The 14,989-nt window shown below is 67.2% G+C and carries 9 protein-coding genes; 5 read left to right on the forward strand and 4 right to left on the reverse strand.

Annotation, left to right across the window (positions count from 1 at the left end; translation table 11 throughout):
- The first annotated feature begins 140 nt into the window (after positions 1-140).
- From VF167_16785 to VF167_16800, 4 genes are all read left to right on the forward strand, one after another.
- Complete coding sequence (locus tag VF167_16785; GenBank protein HEX6927082.1) at positions 141-3,278, forward strand: TonB-dependent receptor; 3,138 nt, start codon at positions 141-143, stop codon at positions 3,276-3,278.
- 40 nt (positions 3,279-3,318) lie between these two features.
- Complete coding sequence (locus VF167_16790) at positions 3,319-4,794, forward strand: RagB/SusD family nutrient uptake outer membrane protein (GenBank protein HEX6927083.1); 1,476 nt, start codon at positions 3,319-3,321, stop codon at positions 4,792-4,794.
- Positions 4,795-4,926: 132 nt separating this feature from the next.
- A complete protein-coding gene (locus tag VF167_16795; GenBank protein ID HEX6927084.1) occupies positions 4,927-5,922 on the forward strand; it encodes a glycoside hydrolase family 43 protein in 996 nt (331 codons plus the stop codon).
- A gap of 74 nt (positions 5,923-5,996) precedes the next feature.
- Positions 5,997-8,471, forward strand: a complete 2,475-nt coding sequence (locus VF167_16800; protein HEX6927085.1) for a glycoside hydrolase family 43 protein — start codon at positions 5,997-5,999, stop codon at positions 8,469-8,471.
- A 111-nt stretch (positions 8,472-8,582) separates the two neighbouring features.
- Here the strand turns inward: VF167_16800 and VF167_16805 are convergent, their stop codons facing one another.
- Positions 8,583-9,860 carry a serine hydrolase domain-containing protein gene (locus tag VF167_16805; GenBank protein ID HEX6927086.1) on the reverse strand — a complete coding sequence of 426 codons (1,278 nt, stop codon included), beginning with the start codon at positions 9,858-9,860 and terminating at the stop codon, positions 8,583-8,585.
- A gap of 23 nt (positions 9,861-9,883) precedes the next feature.
- Positions 9,884-10,795 carry a subclass B3 metallo-beta-lactamase gene (gene bla / locus VF167_16810; GenBank protein ID HEX6927087.1) on the reverse strand — a complete coding sequence of 304 codons (912 nt, stop codon included), beginning with the start codon at positions 10,793-10,795 and terminating at the stop codon, positions 9,884-9,886.
- Between the two features lie 115 nt (positions 10,796-10,910).
- On the opposite strand from bla, the gene VF167_16815 reads away from it, so the two are divergent.
- On the forward strand, positions 10,911-12,719 hold the full coding sequence (locus VF167_16815; GenBank protein HEX6927088.1) for a stage II sporulation protein M: 1,809 nt from the start codon (positions 10,911-10,913) through the stop codon (positions 12,717-12,719).
- Here VF167_16815 and VF167_16820 read toward each other — a convergent pair.
- Together VF167_16820 and VF167_16825 are read right to left on the reverse strand one after the other, a co-directional pair.
- Positions 12,686-14,032: a DUF58 domain-containing protein gene (locus VF167_16820; GenBank protein ID HEX6927089.1), complete on the reverse strand. Its 1,347-nt coding sequence runs from the start codon at positions 14,030-14,032 to the stop codon at positions 12,686-12,688. The genes VF167_16815 and VF167_16820 overlap by 34 nt on opposite strands.
- A gap of 3 nt (positions 14,033-14,035) precedes the next feature.
- Positions 14,036-14,989 carry a MoxR family ATPase gene (locus VF167_16825; GenBank protein ID HEX6927090.1) on the reverse strand — a complete coding sequence of 318 codons (954 nt, stop codon included), beginning with the start codon at positions 14,987-14,989 and terminating at the stop codon, positions 14,036-14,038.

Raw genomic sequence — 14,989 nt, forward strand, 5'->3', positions numbered from 1 at the left:
GAACCGGTATTCTGACCGTCGCTTTCCCGTCCGGTCCGGGTCGTCGAACGCGCAGTCTGGCGCGGCGTATCCGCGCTGCCGGCTGTCATCCACAGGCCGGCCGAGCCGGCCCCGTCCCATCCCTTCGCAGGAGAGGATCTATGCAAACGGATCCATCTGTTCGAGACCGGAGAAGGCCTCCACACCTCTTTCGCTGGCTGACCTCCGGTCGGTCCCTGTGGCTCGCGGCCCTCTTCTCGGCGCTTCCCACGCTGTCGTGGGCGCAGACCGAGGTGAGCGGGCGGGTGATCGACGCCCAGACGAGCGCTCCCCTTGCGGGGGCCCAGGTGACCGTGCAGGGCACGAATGTCGGAACGGTGACGAACGCGAGCGGCGACTATTCGCTCACGATGCCAGCCGGGTCGTCGACCCTGGTCTTCTCGATGCTCGGCTACTCGTCGCAGGAGGTCGCCACCGAAGGCCGGTCGGTTGTGAACGTGGCGCTCATGCCCAGCGCCGTGAGCCTGGAGGGGTTGGTGGTGGTCGGATACACCACCCAGGAGCTGCGCGACATCTCCGGCGCGGTGGCCGCGGTGTCCGACACCGAGCTACAAGCGCGCAAGGTGGCGACCCTGGAAGAGGCGCTGAAAGGGCGGGTCGCCGGGGTGAACATCAAGACCTCCGGGGAGCCCGGCCAGGCGGCTGCGATCACGGTTCGCGGGCAGAACTTCCTCTACAACTCGTCCCCGCTCTATGTGGTGGACGGGTTCTACATGACTCAGAACCCCAATCTGAACCCTGCCGACATCGCCTCCATCCAGATCCTGAAGGACGCTTCGGCCGCGTCGCAGTACGGGGCCCAGGCGGCCAACGGCGTGGTGGTGATCACCACCAAGCGAGGGCAGGCGACCGGGCGTAACGGGCTCCGGATCAGCTCCTATTATGGCGTACAGGAGATGAACAACCGGATCGAGGTGATGAACGCCCGCGAGTGGGCCGAGTTCGCGAAGATGGCCTACGAGAACGCGCGGGCGCAGAACCCGAACGCCGATCCGGTCCCGGCGGGGGTGCTGGCGATCCTCGACGGTACCCACACGGTCGATACCGACTGGCAGGACGTGATCCTCCAGGACGGGGCCATCCAGGACCACAACGTGTCGATGTCCGGGGCCACCGAGGATGCGAACTACTTCCTGAGCGGCGGCTACACCCGGCAGGAAGGCACGATCAAGAAGACCGACTTCGAGCGCTTCTCCCTGCGGGTCAATTCGGAGCTTCGCCGCGGTCGGCTCACGCTGGGCGAGAACATCTCGCTGTCCCGCTCCAACCGTAACAACCTCGTCCTGAACGAGGGCTCTCCGCTGATCAATGCCATGCGCATGCCGCCGGGGATTCCCGTCTTCGACGAGGCCAACAACCCGCCATACGGCTATGGGAGCGCGTTCCTGCCCAACTTCGGTACCAACCCGCTGGGCCTCATCGAGCAGCGGGATGACCAGTTCCAACGGAACCAGGTCTTCGGAACGGTTTTCGGTGAGTACTCCCTGCTGGACGGGCTGAACTACCGGCTCAACATCGGCTTCAGCTACGACGACCTGGAGAACCGCTTCTTCCAGAAGGCCGGCGGTCTTCCGCGCCAGAACAACCCGCGTGACCCGGCCTTCCTGAACGTAGGTCGTGACGACTACACCTCGCTGCTCTTCGAGAACCTGCTCAGTTACAACCAAACCTTCGGCGGCCTCCACGATGTGAACGCGGTGGTTGGCTACACCGAGCAGAAGACCGAGCGCGACTGGCTGTGGGCCCATCGTCGCGGCTACGCGGACGAAAGCCTGCGGCAGATCGATGCGGGAACGGAGAACTTCGACAACCGGGGCTTCGCCATCGAGTCCCGCCTTCGCTCCTTCCTCGGTCGCATCAACTACTCTTACGACGGCCGCTACCTGCTGACCGCCAGCTTCCGCCGGGACGGCTCCAGTCGCTTCGGACCGGGCAATCGCTGGGGCAACTTCTGGTCGGGGTCGGCCGGCTGGGTGGTCAGTGAGGAGCCCTTCTTCAGCAGCATCCCGCTGCTCGGCGGCGCCAACTTCCTGAAGCTGCGGGCCAGCTACGGTGTGCTGGGGAACCAGGACTTCGCGGACTACCAGTTCGCCGGCCTGGTGGTGCAGAACCGCAGCTACCTGTTCGGTGAGTCGGTCGCTCCGGGAGCGATCCAGCTCGACCTGGCGAACCCGGACATCAAGTGGCAGGAGAACACGCAGCAGAACTACGGCTTCGACCTGAGCATGCTGGACAACCAGCTCTCGATCACGGCCGACTACTACATCTCTCGCTCCGACGACCTGTTGGTGCGCGCGCCGCTGCCGCCGACGCTCGGTTCCGGCACCGCGCCCTTCATCAACGCGGGGTCCGTGCGCAACCGGGGCCTCGAGCTCTCCCTGACGCACCGGTACGGTCGGGGCAACTTCGAGCTCAACACCACCGCCAACCTCACCACCATCGACAACGAGGTGCTGAGCCTGGGCAACGGTGCCCAGCCGATCATGGTCGCCGGCGTCGCGCGCACGGCGGTTGGCCATCCGATCGGGACGCTCTGGACATACAAGATGGACGGGATCTTCCAGAGCGAAGAGGAGGTCCAGAACCACACCACCACCCTCGAGGACGGCACCGTGGTGGTGCTGCAGCCCAACGCTCAGCCGGGTGACGTGCGCTACGCCGACCTCAACAAGGACGGCGCGATCAACGATCAGGACAAGTACGCCGCGGGCGACGCGGTACCCGACCTCGAGGGCGGCCTCTTCTTCGACGGGCGCATCGGCCGCTTCGACTTCACGGCGGGTCTGAGGGGCAGCTTCGGCAACGAGATCTTCAACGAGGTCCGCTGGTGGATGCTGCGGATGGACGACAATTCCAATCTGCCCAAGGGAACGAAGCCCTGGACCCCGGAGAACCCCAGCGCCACCACGCCGCGTGCGCTGATCGGGGGACTGGCCGCGGACAACGCTCGCCGCGAGTCCGATCGCTGGGTGGAGGACGGGTCGTTCGTCCGCATCCAGAACCTCCAGATCGGCTATTCGCTCCCTGAGAGCCTGCTGAGTCGCGCGGGGCTCGATGCTCGTGACGCGCGGGTCTACGTGAACGTGCAGAACCTCTACACATTCACCGACTACACCGGCTTCGACCCGGAATTCGTGGGCTTCCTGAGCGACGTCTCGACTCTCGAGCGTGGGATCGACTTCGGGCGGGTGTATCCCAGCCCGCGCACGATCTCCGTCGGCTTCGATATCGGCCTGTAAGCGGAATCATCGCACCCGGACTCTCAAGAGAGACGATCCCATGCGCATACATAGACTGATCGTACCTCTGGCGATCACCTGCCTGGCGGCAGCGTGCACCGACCTGGAGGTCACGAACCCGAACCAACGCACCACGGACACTTTCTGGCGCTCCGAGGTGGACGCCATCGCCGCGCTGAACGCCGCCTACGGCGGACTTCAGGCCAATGGCGTGTACGGACGCTGGTATCACTTCGCCAGCGACGCCCGAACGGACGTGGCCACCAGCCGAAGCCCGTGGACCGACCTGCAGAACTGGACCAAGACGGTGCTGGTGACCTCGAACTTCGAGGGAAACCGGGACACCTGGATCCACCACTACCAGGCGATCTACCGCGCCAACCAGGTCATCACCAACGTCCCCAACATCGAGATGGACGAGGGGCTGAAGCGGCGCATCATCGCGGAAGCCACCTTCCTGCGCGGGCTGCTCTATTACAACCTCGCCATTCTCTTCGGGAACGTGCCCATCCTCACCGAGCCGATGCAGGCGGGTGAGTTCCCCACGACCGCCCCATACGAGCAGGTCATCGCCCAGGTGGAGAGCGACGCAACCGCCGCCGCGGCCGATCTACCGCTCTCGTACACGGGCAACGACGTGGGCCGTGCCACCCGCGGCGCGGCGCTCGCGCTGAAGGCGCGCGTGCAGCTTCAGCAGCGGCGCTGGGACGAAGCGGCCGCGACCTTCCGGGAGGTGGTGGAGTCAGGGCAGTACGAGCTGGCCCCCACCTTCGACGAGAACTTCACCCTGGAAGGCGACAACAACGTCGAGTCGGTGTTCGACGTGCAGTTCGGCGGACCGGAAGTGCTGGCCGCCGGAACACGCGGGCTCAACATCGCGAAGATGGCGGGTCCGCCGACGATCGGCTTCACCGACCTGCAGCCCACGGAATGGTATTTCCAGCAGTTCTTCGCCGAGACCGGCACACCCGACCCGCGGCTGGACGCGACCATCTTCTGGAACAAGCCCGGCGGCATGGACGTTCACGGGCAGCCATTCGCGGAGCGATACCCCACGGGGTTCAAGGACACCCCCATCGACAAGACGTATTTCTGGAAGAAGTTCGGGGAGTACTGGCTGCCTCAGCAGGACTGGGACGCGGCGATCAACTACAAGGTGATCCGCTACGCCGACGTCCTGTTGATGTACGCGGAGGCGCTGAACGAATCGGGGAACACCTCCGAGGCGGCCACCTACCTGAACATGGTGCGGAACCGGGTGGGCCTCCCGGACGTGCCGAGCACGCTCAGCCAGGCCGAGATGCGTGCGCGCATCGAGCACGAGATGCTGATGGAGCTCGGCTGGGAGAACAAGCGGCTTCCCTACCTGAAGCGGCACGACAGGTTCAACCGGGCGACCATGGAGCCGCACGACCCGGATTTCGCCTTCTTCGTGGACGGGAAGTCGGAGCTGCTGCCGATTCCGCAGTCCGAGATCGACGTGAACCCGAACGTGGTGCAGAATCCCGGTTGGTGAGGCCGGCGAGATTCTCACCCTGAAGGTGCAGGATCAGGACGGACGAGCCCGAGGAGCCGGGAAGCCCCGGCGACTCGGTGTCTCGTCCGTTTCCGTCCCCGCTGACCGGCTCGAGAGAGGAGGTGGCAGACCGTGAGGTGGACGCTACTGCTCGCTGTGCTTCTCGCTCAGGGAACTGCCTCGCCGCTGGGCGCACAGACATTCACCAATCCATTGATCAGCACGCCGGCCGCCGACCCCTGGGTGATCCGGCACGACGGCTGGTACTATTTCACCTCGACGGGCGGGGACGAGATCTCCATCCGCCGCTCGCGCACGCTGACGGGACTGGATGACGCGGAGCCGGTGCAGGTGTGGCGCGCCCCGGCCTCGGGACCGCAGAGCAAGCAGGTGTGGGCGCCGGAGCTCCATTACCTGCAGGGGAAGTGGTACCTCTACTATACCGCCAGCGACGGCGAGGACCGGAACCATCGCCACTACGTCCTGGAGGCGGTCACGGATGATCCGTTGGGGAAGTACGTCGACCGCGGACGGGTGGATCCCGAGCTCGACTCCTACGCAATCGACGGCTCCGTTCTCCAGATGCCCGACGGATCGCTCTACTGGGTCTACACGACCGGCCACCTGGAGATCGCGCCGATGACCAGCCCGACCCGGGTGGACGGCTCCCGGCGCGCGCGCATCGCCAGCCCCACGCTCCCCTGGGAGCGGGGCTGGATCGAAGCTCCGCAGGCGCTCGTGCGCGAAGGCCGGGTCTTTCTGGTGTACTCTGCCGGACACAGCGCGACCCCGCATTACGTCCTGGGTCTGCTGACCCTCACCGGGAGCGATCCGCTCGACCCCGGCGCCTGGCGAAAGCACGACAGCCCCGTTTTCCAGCCTTACATCGGACCGGAGGGCGCGGTTTACACCACCGGTCACTGCAGCTTCACCACCTCTCCCGACGGCAAGGAGGATTGGATCGTGTACCACGGCAAGGACTGGCGCGACGCAGCGCTGCAGGGCTTCGCCGGCCGGATGACCCGCGCGCAACGATTCGGCTGGCATGCGGACGGAACCCCTGACTTCGGCCACCCCATCCCCAGCGGGGTGGAGATTGCGGTCCCGTCGGGGGAGGGTGCGCCGTGAAGGCTCACGGATTCTGCCGTGCGGATGCCAGGGCCGGGAGTGTGTTACGAAGCTGCGGGACGGGAGCGGTCGCGTTGCTGCTGTCGCTCGCTGCACCGCACTCGGCGCTGTTGGCGCAGACGACGATGGGCGACAGCGGGGCGCCCGCGGTGGTCTACACCAACCCCGTCCTGCCGCATGCCGACCCGTCGATTCTGAAGTGGAACGGGGAGTACTACCTGTACGCCACCGGAAACCCGATCCGGGCGTATCACTCCACCGACCTTGTGCACTGGACGGAGATCGGCCCGGTCCTCTGGGGCTCGGAGGAACCGTACGCCTGGAACCAGACCGATGTGTGGGCGCCGGAGGTGATCTACCGCAACGGCACCTTCTACATGTACTACACGGCGTCGAAGGCCTCGCCCGACTGGCGTGTGGGTGAGATGGCCCGGCGCATCGGCGTGGCGACCAGCGAGAGTCCGGCCGGGCCCTTCGTGGACAGCGGCGAGCCGCTGACCCCGGGTTGGGGGATCGACGGGCACGTCTTCCGCGATCCTGACAGCGGCAAGGACTATCTGTTCTACAGCTACCTCTACGATCCGCGGCTCCCCGGGGCGGGACTGGTGGTGGACTCCATGCCGGATCCGATGCGGGTCGGTGGGCGCCCATCGCACGTGACGCGGGGCAGCGAATGGTGGGAGGACAAGGACGCCGATCCGCAGAACGGCAGCCTGCGCTACACCAACGAAGGCCCCACGGTGCTGAAGAAGGACGGCACCTACTACCTGATCTACAGCGGCGGTTCCTGGGACCTTCCCACCTACGCCCTGGCGTATGCCGTCTCGGACCGGGTGATGGAGGGCGGTCTCGACGGACCCGGCTGGACGAAGGTGATGCCTCCCATCCTGCGGAGCACCCCGCTGGTCGAGGCTCCCGGCCACAACAGCGTGGTCAAGGCGCCTAACAACGTTGACGACATCACCGCTTACCACGCGCGTGTGGTCCCCTTCACCGGCCCGGGAGACCGGCAGACCTTCGTGGATCGGCTGTACTGGAACCACGAACGGCTCTACATGCAGCCCCCCTCGACAGGTGGCCTTCCCACGCCGGACCTCCCGCTGTTCCGCGATCTCTTCGATCGCGAAGGCGGCCTGGGATCAGGGTGGGAGGTGGCGAATGGGTCCTGGCGGATCGAGTCAGCCGAGGCGAGTGGGTCCGGCACCGCGTTGATTGCTACGGAGCCGCTGCAGCATTACCTGCTGGAGGCCAACGTGCGCCTACCCGCCCGCGGGGGTGAGGCGGGCGTCGTTGCCTTCCGCAACGGCGACGACGTGGTGGAGGTCCTGCTAGACGCCGAACGGCGTGCGCTCAGACTCGCGGGCCGCGTGGGGGGTGAGGCCGTTGAGGGCACCTCGGTTCCAGTGGAGGAGGGGTTCCGTTTCGACGTCTATCATCAGCTACTGGTCACCAAGAACGCTCATCGGTTGCAGGTGGAGCTGGACGGGGTGCGAGTCGCCTCGCTCGAGCTGGAAGCCCTCGACGCCGCTGGCCGGGTCGGGCTGCTGGCGCGAGGGGGACGCGCCTACTTCGACGGCATTGCGCTCACCTCGTGGTTCCGTGACGCCTTCGACCAGCCGGACGACACCTGGGAGATCTCTGGCGGCAGCTGGATGGTGGACGAGGGTGCCCTGCACCAGGGGGCGGGAGGCGCCGACCGCTACGTTGCGCTCAAGGGAGAGCCGGCGGAGAACTATGAGTTCTCGGCGAGCGTGCGCTGGCGGGACGAGGAATCGTCACGGTCAACCGCCGGCATCGTGGCCGCGGCGACCGCCTCGGGCGACCTCGTCCTCGCCGGGTTCGACCACGAGATCTGGCCGTTCGGACGATTCCACGTTCGCCACGTAGTGAACGGGCAGGTGGTCCATTCCCTCAGCGTGGAGACTCCGCGTGGGTTCCTGTTCAATGTCTTCCACACGATCTCGGTCACCAAGCAGGGGGAGGCGTTCACCTTCACGCTGGATGGCCGGGAGATCGTGGCGGTACGCTTCCCGGTCGGGGAAGCACGGGCCGGCCTTTACACCGAAGGGGTGCGTGCGGCCTTCGACGACGCGTCGCTGAAACGGATCGTGGTTCCTCGCAACCGCGTGCTGAACGGCAGCTTCGAGGCGGAGCGCTGGCCGGAGGAGGGCAATGCGGCGGCGAATCCATGGCGCCTGACGGGTGGCGCGATGGTCAACTTCTGCTGCGCGCACAGCGGATTGTACCGGCTGCTCCTCCGTCAGCCGGAGAGCGTCGCCGAGCAGACCGTGCGCGGCCTGGAGCCGGGGTCCTATACGCTGTGGGCGTGGGTTACCACGCGGGATGCCGAGGGAGAAGTCGTCGTCTCGCCGGCCGGCGGCGCCCCGGTGCAGCAGAGCGTTGCGGGCGAGGGATGGCACCGCGTCTTGGTCGAGTTCGAGGTGCCGCCCGGCTCGGGCGAGGTGACGTTGCGGTTCTCGGGAAGGTTCGAGGGAAATGCGCCGCTGGTCGCGGTCGACGACGTCTACCTCTTCGAGCGGGGATCGTAGCGGCAGGTAGGGAGCCTGGTAGGCAGGGAGCCCGCTTACCTTTCAGGTGGGATCCGAGGGGGTGGGTGGGCGCAGGTCGCCCGTCCCCGCCCCCCGTTGTGCGGGAGCTCCCTACGGCTCCACGAGTGCCTGGTACACGGCGGTTTCGAAGGCGTCGCGGACGGCGTTGTTGGAGAACGGTACCACTTGGAGCATCAGCACTCGCACCAGGCCGTACTGCGGGTCGACTTCGTAGGCTGTGCCGTAGGCGCCGCTCCAGCCGAAGCTGCCCACGGAGCTGAAGCCGCTCGCGCCCATCCGGTCGATGGTCTCGAAGCCGAGACCGAAGCCGATCCCCTCCCCCCGCAGGTCACCGATCTGGTTCGTGGTCATGAGCGCCACTGTCTGGGGCGCCAGGATGCGCACGCCATCCAGCTCGCCGCCGCGGCGCATGGCCTCGAGAAAGCGCGCATAGTCGCGAGCGGTGGAGAGCAGGCCCGCTCCGCCAGCGAAGCTGACGCGCGGCCCGTCCACGTAGTGGCCCTGCCCGCGGGCATTGTCGGGCGCACGCAGCACCTTGCCATCCTCGCCCGGAGTATAGACCGTCGCCAGTCGGTCGCGCTTCTCGCGGGGCAGGTAGAAGTGCGTGTCGGTCATCCCCAGCGGCTCCGTGATCCGCTCACGGATGAACTGGTCCAGCGGCAGGCCGCTCGCCCGCTCCACTACGCACCCGAGGATGTCAGTGTTGTAACCGTAGACGAAGGCCTCGCCCGGTTGCCGGACGAACGGGAGCGTTCCCAGGCGGTCCATTTTCTGGCAGATCGGCTCCTCGTCGTCGGCGGTGTACCAGCCGTAGGCTTCGCCGTACCCCAGGTCATGACGCTGGTACGCCTCGGCGACGTGCGGTTCGCCTCCGTAGGAGATGCCCGCCGTGTGCGTCAGTAGATCCCGGATGGTGATCTTCCGTCGCGCGGGCTCGATCCTCACACCGCTGTCGGTGCGGACCGCCACCGTGGTGCTGTCGAAGGAGGGAAGCCACCGGCTGACCGGGTCATCCAGCGCGATCTTCCCCTCCTCCACCAGCATCATCACCGCCGTGCTGGTGATGGCCTTCGTCTGCGAGGCGATGCGGAAGATGTCGTCGGTGCGCATGGGCCGCCGGGCCTCCCGGTCCGACCAGCCCACCGCCTCTTCGTAGACGACTTCGCCATCGCGCATCACCAGCGCGACTGCACCCGCGATCACCCCCTCGTCCACGTAGCGCTGGAGGGTGGATTCGATGCGCTCCAGACGAGCCGGGTCGAAGCCGTGAATGGTGGCGGGGGCATCGGCCGCCTGCGCAGTTGCGACTGTCGGCAGGCTGGTCCCGACCAGAGCGGCGACCAGCAGGCAAAGCCACGTTTTCCTCATCGGCATCTCCGGATCCGGGAAGGTCACGGCGTGGTTAGTTCGACTTGCTCCTGCGCGATGCGGCGTGCGAGCGCCTGACGGGCGTTTTCTGCGTACCGCTTGCATCCGTTACGGTCGATCAGGCCGTCGGTCGCGTCACGTCCCCGCTCGAGGCGCTGCCAGAAATTGGACGCTCCCGGATGCGGGGTGATCAGAATATCGCAGCTGAGGCTGTCGAGCACCGCAAAGGAGCGCTCGAAGTCCTGAATTGCGTGCGGGTAGGTGTCGTTGCGGCTGAAGTAGAACCCGTCGGCCGAGACGGGAGTCTGACTGTCGCCGTAGACCAGGTCCACGCACCGGTCCTGTTCGCAAGCGCGCCAGGCCCAGGTGGTGCCCCCCGGCGTGTGCCCCGGAGTGAAGTGCGCAGTTACTGCAATGGGACCGACGCGCAGCACCTCGCCGTCCTCGACCGTGCGCACCTCCGGTACCGGATCGATCGGGAAGAGCGCGCCGTGCTGGGGATCATCCGCACTGGAGTAGCCGGTCTGCAGCACGGTCGCGCTCCAGGGGCTGGCGGCTACCTCGGCGCCGGACGCCTCCTGCAAGGCGGCGATGCCGCCCGCGTGATCATAGTGGACGTGCGAGTTCAGGATCAGACGTACGTCGCGCAGATCGAATCCCAGGGCGTGAATGTTTTCCGCAATCGGTCTGGCGGATTCGGCGAGCCCGCCGTCGATGAGTACGTGTCCTTCGTCGGAAGTAATGAGGATAGCCCCCAGTCCCTCCGTTCCCACCCAGTAGCTGTTGCCGAAGATCCGGACCGGCTCGTGTGGCCGATTCCATTCGACGCAGGGGTCGCATCCGGGTGTCGGCGGGGCCTGAGGTACATCGACCTGGCTACACCCCGCCAGGGCAAAGCCCGAGATCGTGGCGACAAAGATGGAACGAAGGTGCATACCTTGACTGTAGTCTGTCGAGCGGGGTCCGCGCTCGCGGCGGCGGACATGAGGAGCGAGAATATATTGCGTCGAGCCGGATGTTGAAGGTATGCACCCGCCGCCTGTCTCCGCGATGATCCAGCAGTCTATCGGCACGTTCCAGCAGCATACTTCTCTCGAACGAGAAGTCCGGATCGAGACACCGGAGCACGTCGCCGTCGACTACCGACTGGCTGACCTCGGCTCGCGCTTCACGGCGCTGTTGATCGACGGCGGAATCCTTGTCGCGGTGCTGCTGTTTCTGCTGGTCGGGGTGCCCGCGATCCTCAGCCGGATCGGGAGCGTGGCCGGCTCCTGGGTGACGGGTTGGGGGATGGGAGCGGTGATCCTCCTGTCCTTCGCCCTCAGCTGGGGATACTTCGTGGTCTTCGAGGCGGCCTGGCAGGGGCGTACCCCGGGCAAGAGGTGGATGGGCATCCGGGTGGTGCACGACGGAGGCTTCCCTCTGACCCTGCAGGGGGCGGCGATCCGCAATCTGCTCCGCGCCATCGATAGTCAGCCGATCTTCACCTGGCTGATCGGCGGAGTGACGATGCTCCTCAGCCCCCACACCAAGCGGCTCGGCGACCTGGCAGCGGGAACGATCGTGGTGCGTGAGCCGAAGGAGCTGGTGATCCCGGAGATCGTAGCCGCTGAGGCGGCGCACCAGGGTGCCCCGCTGCTGGACGAGCGGGAATTCACCGCCCTCGACACCTACGTCGGGCGGCGCGAGGGGCTGGCAGAGGGCGGGCGGCAGCGACTGGCGGAAAAGCTCGCGGGGCGGCTGACCCGGAAGGCCGAATGGCGCGCCGAGGAGCTCACCGCTGACGAGTACCTCCTGAACCTCCACGCCGCCGAGCTGGCGCGTCGCAGTGGAGCCTCGGGTGCGGGTGCCTGGTCGCGCTCTACGGAGCTGGTGCGCCAGCAGCGAGAGCGCTGGCAGGAGCTGCAGCGGTTGGTGGAGCGCGCGGGTGCCTCGCGCCTCGCGTCGTTGTCCGAAGCCGAGCTGGCCGACTTTGCGGCTCTGTACCGCGAGGCGACGGCCGATCTGGCGAGAGCGCGGACGTACGGAGCCTCTCCGCAGCTCCTGATGTCGCTGGAGCGGCTGGTGGGATCGGCGCACAACCAGCTCTACCAGCCGCCCCGCCGCAGGCTGTCGGACTTGCGCGTGTGGGTCTCCAGGGGCTTTCCGGCACTGGTCCGTCGGAGGTGGATCCCCATCGCTGTCTCCGCCACGCTCTTCGTGGTCCCGGCCGCGCTGGGGTTCGGAGTCGCACGGCTCGACCCCGGCTGGGCGCGAACCGCGCTTCCGGCCGAGATGGTCCGTCGCGCGGAGGAGGGGATCGATCGGGAGGCGCAGGGGCGCGGATACGTCGAGGTCCGGGACGTGGTCATGCCGGTGATGGCCAGCGGCCTGATCTCCAACAATGTGCAGGTCACCTTCTTCGCCTTCGCGGGAGGGATGATCGGCGGCCTCGGAACGGCGGCCATTCTGGTGCTCAACGGCCTCTTTCTGGGCGCTGTGGCTGGCCTCTTCGCCAACCACGGACTCAGCCTCTATCTGTGGACCTTCGTCCTTCCCCACGGGGTCATCGAGCTCACGGCGATCGTGATCGCCGGTGGGGCCGGATTGTGGCTGGGCTCCGCGCTGCTTCTCCCTGGTCGCCTGACCCGCCGCGAGGCACTCGAGATCCGGGGACGCGAAGCCGTCTCACTCGTTGCCGGTACTACCCTGTTGCTGGTGGTGGCCGGTCTCATCGAGGGCTTCATCTCCCCCTCCTCCCTTCCCCGGGTGGCAAAGCTAGGGCTTGCGGCCCTATTCGCGCTCGGGCTGGTCGGGTACCTGGCAGGCAGCATGGCGGGCCGCTCCTATACCCTCCCGCGCCGCTTCACCTCGAGGTAGCGGTTCACCACGGTGGGTACTGCCCGTTCGGGTGTCGTGTCGGCCACGAGCACGCCCGCGCGGCGCATGGTGGCCAGCGCGACGTTGCGCAGCAGGAGGAGCTCCTCGGCGGCTGCCCGTCGGTAGGCGCCCGATTCGTCCTCGACCGGGGCGGTGGCGACGCGCTCCAGGGCGGGATTGCGGATTGCGACGGCCAGCGGGAGGTGCCGCCGGGTGGCCGCGGAGACATTGGCGAGAAGCGCGGACGAGGCTCGCGCGTCGATGACGTCGGTGAAGAGGACGATCAGGGAGCGCCGCCGCAACCTCCGCCCGAGGAAGGCGAAGGCACCCGGGTAATCCGGCTCCACGAGCCGAGCCTCGATCTCCGAGAGAGTGTCGACCAGGCGGCTGAGGGGAGCGCGAGCGGGAGGAAAGAAATGGTGGACCTGGTCGGAGAAGACGAACAGGCCGACGCGATCTCCGTGTTGCGCCGCGACCTCGGCGAGAAGCAGCGCCGCCGCCAGCGCACTGTCGATTCGTTCCCTTCGCACACCATTGCCGCCAGCCTCGGAGAGCTCCTCCGTCATCAGCCGTCCCGCGTCGATCGTCAGTAGGACGTTCTGGCTCCGCTCGGTCTCCGTCTGGCGAACGATCAGCGTGCCGTGCTTTCCGGAGGCTTTCCAGTCGAGCCGCCGGGGATCGTCGCCGCGGACGTACTCCCGGAGGCTCTCGAACGAGCTCCCCTCTCCCGGCTGGCGCATTGCCCGCAGTCCCATCTCGCTCAGCCGGTGCCTGTGAGCCAGCAGGCGATAGCGCCGAAGATCGCGCAGCCCGGGCTGCACTCGCACCTCGGCGGGAATCGACTCGCACCGCTGGTACCAGACCAGTCCGAGGGGGCCCAGCAGCCGCAGATACACGTCTCCCAGATTTCCTCGGCCGCGCTCCACCGCCCTCACCCGGTAGGCGAAGCGTGCCTCGGCGCCGGGAGGGATCCAGGCGCTGTCCGCGTCTCGATGGGTGAGAGTGGGTTCGGCTCCGCCCTCGTCCCGTGCTCGCCTGAGCTGCGGCGTGAGGTCGTCTGTGACGCGAACGCGGACCGGGCGATGATCTATGTTCTCGACGGTGATCGTCACCTTGCCTTCCTCTCCGTGCGCCAGACGTGCGGGGGCGGTGCGACTCACGCCGATGTGCGTGCGGCCTGCCCGCCGCGCGTCCACCGCAGCTGCGGCGAGCAGGAGCAGATCCGCGAGAAGGCCCGCCGTCCCTGACACCAGGAAGAGCGGAGCAACGGCTGTGAGCAGCAGGAGCAGCCTGCGGGCGGGGAGGAACGTCACCTTTCAGCCCGGCGCTTCGACGCGTTCCAGGGCGGTGAGTATGCGGCTGTCGGGGCGCTCTCCCTCGAGCTCGGCCTCGGGAGAGAGCAGGATGCGATGGCGCAGGACAGGAAGCGCGAGCGACTTCACGTCGTCCGGGGTGACGAAGTCGCGGCCCGCCAGGAGCGCCTCGGCTCGCGCCGCAAGGAAGAGGGACACGCCCGCGCGGGGGCTCGCGCCCAGCGCGAGTGCGGCGTCTTCCCGCGTCGACCTCACGATCGCGGTGATGTAGTCACGAATCGATGGCTCCACGTGCACGGCCGCCACTGCCGCTCGCAGCCGGAGGAGATCCTCCGCCGAGGCAACCGGCTCGATCCCGAAGCTCTCCGTCCGATCCGAGCTGAAGCCGTCGGCGTACAGGTCCAGGATGGCCCGCTCCGCCTCGGCGTCGGGATACGGCACCACCACCTTCAGCAGAAAGCGATCGAGCTGCGCCTCGGGAAGCGGGTACGTCCCTTCGTATTCGACCGGGTTCTGGGAGGCGAAGACGGTGAAGGACGGGGGCAGCGGCCGCGTTACCCCGTCGGTGGTGACCTGGCGCTCCTGCATCGCCTCCAGCAGCGCCGACTGCGTCTTGGCGGGGGCGCGGTTGATCTCGTCGGCGAGCAGGAGGTCGGTGAAGATCGGTCCCGGATGGAAAACGAACTCGCGCCGCAGCTCGTCCAGGATGCTCGTGCCCGTCAGGTCGATCGGCATCAGGTCGGGCGTGAACTGTACCCGTCCGAAGCGCACGTCGAGGGTGCGGGCCAGGGCACGGATGGCCAGCGTCTTGGCCACCCCGGGAACCCCTTCGAGCAGGACGTGCCCGCCCGCCAGCAGGGCGACCAGCAGCTGGTGAAGTACCTCCTCCTGCCCGAGCACCACGCGGCTGAGTTGGGCCTCCACCGCCCGCGCGCGCTCCGTCGCCTCCTCCATCAT

The organism is Longimicrobiaceae bacterium (assembly GCA_036375715.1).
Lineage (GTDB): Bacteria > Gemmatimonadota > Gemmatimonadetes > Longimicrobiales > Longimicrobiaceae > DASVBS01.

Excerpts from the sequence above, each read along its gene's own strand:
- VF167_16815 (HEX6927088.1), top strand. The coding sequence starts at position 10,911 with ATGATCCAGCAGTCTATCGGCACGTTCCAGCAGCATACTTCTCTCGAA.
- VF167_16805 (HEX6927086.1), bottom strand. The coding sequence starts at position 9,860 with ATGAGGAAAACGTGGCTTTGCCTGCTGGTCGCCGCTCTGGTCGGGACC.
- VF167_16785 (HEX6927082.1), top strand. The coding sequence starts at position 141 with ATGCAAACGGATCCATCTGTTCGAGACCGGAGAAGGCCTCCACACCTC.
- VF167_16790 (HEX6927083.1), top strand. The coding sequence starts at position 3,319 with ATGCGCATACATAGACTGATCGTACCTCTGGCGATCACCTGCCTGGCG.
- VF167_16825 (HEX6927090.1), bottom strand. The coding sequence starts at position 14,989 with ATGATGGAGGAGGCGACGGAGCGCGCGCGGGCGGTGGAGGCCCAACTC.
- bla (HEX6927087.1), bottom strand. The coding sequence starts at position 10,795 with ATGCACCTTCGTTCCATCTTTGTCGCCACGATCTCGGGCTTTGCCCTG.